5 protein-coding genes and 1 pseudogene are annotated in these 4,592 nt (G+C 70.5%); 5 read left to right on the forward strand and 1 reads right to left on the reverse strand.

The window, feature by feature from the left end; genetic code table 11:
- From DSP71_RS22950 to DSP71_RS02250, 5 genes and pseudogenes are all read left to right on the forward strand, one after another.
- Positions 1-215 (forward strand): annotated as a pseudogene (locus DSP71_RS22950) (MFS transporter); the annotation flags it as partial.
- A gap of 218 nt (positions 216-433) precedes the next feature.
- Positions 434-1,210 (forward strand): DUF2520 domain-containing protein, encoded by a 777-nt coding sequence (locus tag DSP71_RS02235; RefSeq protein ID WP_113680250.1) that lies wholly within the window; start codon positions 434-436, stop codon positions 1,208-1,210.
- Complete coding sequence (gene panC / locus DSP71_RS02240) at positions 1,207-2,091, forward strand: pantoate--beta-alanine ligase (RefSeq protein WP_113680251.1); 885 nt, start codon at positions 1,207-1,209, stop codon at positions 2,089-2,091. Before DSP71_RS02235 ends, panC begins: the two co-directional genes overlap by 4 nt.
- Complete coding sequence (gene panB / locus DSP71_RS02245; protein WP_113680252.1) at positions 2,088-2,957, forward strand: 3-methyl-2-oxobutanoate hydroxymethyltransferase; 870 nt, start codon at positions 2,088-2,090, stop codon at positions 2,955-2,957. The genes panC and panB overlap by 4 nt, the downstream gene beginning before the upstream one ends.
- A 123-nt stretch (positions 2,958-3,080) precedes the next feature.
- Positions 3,081-4,301 (forward strand): hypothetical protein, encoded by a 1,221-nt coding sequence (locus DSP71_RS02250; RefSeq protein WP_113680253.1) that lies wholly within the window; start codon positions 3,081-3,083, stop codon positions 4,299-4,301.
- A gap of 76 nt (positions 4,302-4,377) precedes the next feature.
- Here DSP71_RS02250 and DSP71_RS21835 read toward each other — a convergent pair.
- On the reverse strand, positions 4,378-4,592 hold a 215-nt coding region (locus tag DSP71_RS21835; RefSeq protein ID WP_181800638.1), incomplete at its 5' end, for a hypothetical protein.

The following is a 4,592-nucleotide window of genomic DNA, read 5'->3' on the forward strand; positions in this document are numbered from 1 at the left end:
TCGCCGGGGGTCTGATCAACACGAGTCAGCAGATCGGTGGCGCGGTCGGACTCGCCGTTCTCGGGACCGTCGCCGGTCTGCGCACCGCGGCGCTGTCCGCGGAGGGAGCCTCCGAGGCGACTGCCCTCACCGGTGGATTCTCCTGGCTCTTCCTCGGCGCGGCGGCGCTCGCCGTCATCGGAGCGGGGATCGTCGTGGTCTGGCCGCGCGACTGAGCTCGGCGGGCGGGAGGCCCCTGGGGTGCGTCCTCGCACCTCAGGGGTTCGTCAATTCCGCCGGAGAGCGAATAGACACGCAAAAGTCGATAAGAGTGACCAGAATGTCATATGTATGTGGTTCTCACGTACGCACTCTGCTCTCTGATTTGGATCGTATGCGGTGCCGGGCGGATACTTCTGGCACCCGCGCCGCGTGACCCGGCCCGGCAATCGACATGCACACATCCGCCTCTCTCGCACCAGGGACGACCATCGCCATCGTCGGCGCCGGCCGTCTCGGAGGCGTACTCGCGCGGGCTCTGCGGGCAGCGGATCTCGACGTCGTGGGACCCCTCGGACGGGACGAGCGGATTCCGGACGTGGATGTCGTCCTCCTCAGCGTTCCGGATGCGGCCATCGGCGAGGCTGCGGCCATTGCCCGGCCCCATGCGCGCTTCCTCGGACATGTATCCGGCGCGACCGCGCTCACCGATGTGGATTTCAGCCTCCATCCGCTGCAGACCTTCACCGGCGACGAGCCCGCCGAGGTGTTCCGCGGCATCGGTGCCGCGATCGCCGGTCATACGCCCGCAGCTCGTGAGGTCGCGGAGCAGCTCGCCCTCGCTCTCGGTGCACGCCCGTTCGAGGTCGACGACGCACACCGTGCGAGCTATCACGCGGCCGCGTCGTCCGCCTCGAACTTCGTCCTCACCGTGCTCGACGCGGCGGAGGACCTGGCTTCGAATGCGGGGATTCCTCGCGACGTCGCCCGGTCGCTCCTGGCTCCGCTCGTACGTCAGACGGTCGAGAACTGGGCGAAGGACGGCGCTGCCGCTGTGCTGACCGGGCCCATCGCGCGCGGCGACGAGGAGACGGTCGCACGCCAGCGTGCTGTCGCCGAAGGGCTGGAGCTCGACGACCTGTTCGACGCGCTCGCCGCAGCCACGCGCGAGGTCGCTGCCCGACCCACCGCCACCGCATCCGCCACCGCACTCGAGGAGCCCCCGGCATGAGAATCCTCCGCACGATCCGCGAGGTCCGCGCCGCGATCCGAGAAGCCAGAGCCGCGGGTGGGACCATCGGCCTCGTGCCCACCATGGGTGCTTTCCACGATGGCCATCTCTCCCTCATGCGTACCGCGCGCGAGGCGTCCGACCTCGTCGTCGTGTCGCTGTTCGTCAACCCGACCCAGTTCGGCGCCAACGAAGACCTCAGCGCGTATCCGCGCGACGAGGCCCGCGACGCCGGACTCGCGGAGGCCGCGGGCGTCGACATCCTCTTCGCTCCCACCGCGTCCGAGATCTACCCCGACGGGTTCGCGACGAACATCCACGTCGCCGGTCTCACCGACGTGCTCGATGGCGCGAGTCGTGGAGTGCACCACTTCGACGGCGTGGCCACGGTCGTCACCAAGCTGTTCGGGATCGTCCGACCGGACGCCGCGTACTTCGGGCAGAAGGATGCGCAGCAGGTGCTCGTCGTCCGCCGCGTCGTGCGGGACCTCGACCTCGACGTGCGGATCGTCGCCTGTCCGATCGTGCGGGAAGCGGACGGCCTCGCCATGAGCTCCAGGAACGTCTACCTCGACGCGGAGGCCCGCGTGCAGGCCTCCGCTCTGAACCGGGCGCTCGATGCCGGGGCTGCGGTGTTCGAGACGGGTGATCCGAACGCGGGGAGCATCCTCTCCACGGCGAGACGAGTGCTCGCCGATGCCGGGATCGACCCCGAGTACCTCGAGCTCCGAGATGCCGAGACGCTGCGCCCCCTCGCCCGCGTCGATCGTGACGCCCTGCTCGCGGTCGCCGCACACATCGGGGCGGCCCGCCTGATCGACAACCACGTCCTGCACGTCGCCGATGCCGCGGCGACAACCGATACGGAGGTCAGCGCATGAGCGCTCATGCCGCTCCCCGCACCCAGGTCACCCTCGCCGCCCTCGGGGCGAAGAAGGCGGCCGGTGAGCCCATCGTCATGGTCACCGCGTACGACCACCCGGGCGCACAGATCGTCGAGGCCGCCGGCGTCGACGTGGTGCTCGTCGGCGACTCGGCCGCGATGACCGTCCTGGGCTACGACAGCACGGTGCCGGTCACGCTCGACGAGATGCTGATGCTGACCAAGGCGGTGCGGCGGGGGCTCACAGTGCCTCTCCTCGTCGGCGACCTGCCCTTCGGCTCGTACGAGGCCTCCGACGAGCTCGCCATCGCCACCGCGCAGCGCTTCATCAAGGAAGCCGGCTGCGACCTCGTGAAGATCGAGCGCGGCGGGACGACGGTCCAGCGCGCCAGGGCGCTCGTGCAGGCGGGCATCCCGGTCGTCGGGCACGTCGGGCTCACGCCGCAGACCGCCACCGCGCTCGGGGGCTACCGTGCGCAGGGGCGCTCCGCCGAGGCCGCACTGGCCGTGATCGAGGATGCGCTCGCGTTGCAGGATGCCGGGTGCTCGATGATCGTCGTCGAGGCGGTGCCGTCCGAGGTGACGGCTGCGCTCATGCCGCTGCTGGACGTCCCCGTGATCGGTATCGGAGCGGGTGGCGCGGCCGACGGACAGGTGCTCGTCTTCCACGATCTGCTCGGACTCTTCGACGGGTCGGCCGCCAGGTTCGTCAAGCGGTATGCCGAGCTGCGGACGGACGCCATCGCGGGGGTCGGGGCGTACGCATCGGAGGTGCGCAGCGGCGCTTACCCCGCGCCCGAGCACGGATACGCGATGGCGCAGGGGGAGGCCGCACGTCTCGAGGAGCTGCTCGCGCGCCGGTAGTTCGCGCCCCGCCGACGGCTCGTGTTCGCAACTCTTCTGCACCGAAGACGGCTTCATCGAGTTCTCGACAATCGGTGGCTTCGAGTCCTGGGGTGATGCCGGGGACGACCTAGCGTTGCGCGGATGGAACTCTCCGAGCACGTCCACGTCACGTGGGCACTTCATGTCGAGATGTCGGTCTCAGGATGCCCCGAGCTCACCCGCGTCATCGGTGTGCCACGGGATGCCCCCTCGTACTGGCTGATCGAGGCCTATCGGCTGAGTCTCGGGCTCGATCCGGAAGCGCCCGAGCTCGAAGCGGACGCGGGTCGGTCGCTGCACATCGACCTGTGTCCCTGGCGGGCCCCGACGCAGCAGGTGTCGGTCCCCGGTGTCGCCGATGTGGTCGACGTGGTGATCAGTGGGCCGTACGCGACACGGATGGGCGACCCGCGGGTCACCGTCGTCGACGCGGAGTCCGTCCCGGTGCTCCCGTCGCCGGTGGGAAGCTGGCAGACACAGCGACCTGCATTCCGCGCAGAGCATGTGGGGTTCGAGCTCGCCCAGCGGTTCGGCCTGGTGCAGCCGCGCCTCGACCCTGCGGCTTGCGGGGTCGGCGGCGATGCTCTCCGTCCGTTCTCACCGCTGGCGGCATTGTGCCAAGGGCTCTCCCCGGTGCGTCGTCTCGCCCTCCTCGCGCACCTCGACGACGCGGAGCTCAACGACCCGGTGCCCTTCGAGGAGACCCCGGCGGGCTCGGAGTTCGCGGAGTCGGCGACGGCCGGCATCCGGATGCTCGTCGCGCGGATCGGCCCCGAGGGTGTCGATCAGGATCCGACCGATGGGTGGCTGCCCCGCGCGATCGTCTCCGATGCCGTCGACGCCCTCGACTGGCCGGACACGGCGGTGCCGGGCCTTCCCGACCCTGCCGATGCTCTCGCGTCGCTCGCACGTCGGACCAAAGCGATGCGCAGGCTGCGCGGGCATGTCGTGGTCACGAACCTCGGACGCGGGCTGGCGGACGGTGAGGTGCGGGCATTCCTACGGATCATCGACGGCGTACGGGCGCTGGGGAGAGAGAGGCTGTTCCCCAGCGCCTGGCCGCGTGCCGTGACCCTCGCCCTCCTGGCCGTCGCCGATGGCTCCGCCTCGACCTTCGACGAGCTGGCAGGCGTCGTCGCGCGCGGTGAGGCTGCGGTGGAGGAAGGGCCGGGCGATGGAAGGTTCTCCGAGTGGTCGCCTCGGTCAGGCGACGTGTCAGCAGTGCAGCGAGTGGTCGAGAGTCTCTGTGCGCTCTCGTCGCCGAGCGCGTTCGGCTCGATCACCCCCGCGATGCGCGCCGTCGCGCGGGCGGCGCTCCAGTGACACGGCGGGCGTGTGTCGACGGCAGTGGGCGCGTGCGGATGCGCGGCGTCAGCCGGTCCGTGTCAGCTCTTGCGAGTCAGCTCTTCCTCGTGAGGGCGCGCACGCGGCGGACAGCACGTCCGGCGAGGTCCTTCAGCCGGCCGCCGGGCCACTCGCGGTGCAGTTCGACCGTGCCCTGGTCGGTCGCCACGAGGGTGCAGGAGCGGCCCGCGAGGAGCGGCGACCGTCCGGCGCGGGCAAGCACGGCAGGGGAGGCTTCGAGCGGGGTCTCGAAAGTCCACCCCGCATGTC

This window comes from Microbacterium sp. H6, from assembly GCF_003314775.1.
Taxonomy (GTDB): Bacteria; Actinomycetota; Actinomycetes; order Actinomycetales; family Microbacteriaceae; genus Microbacterium; species Microbacterium oxydans.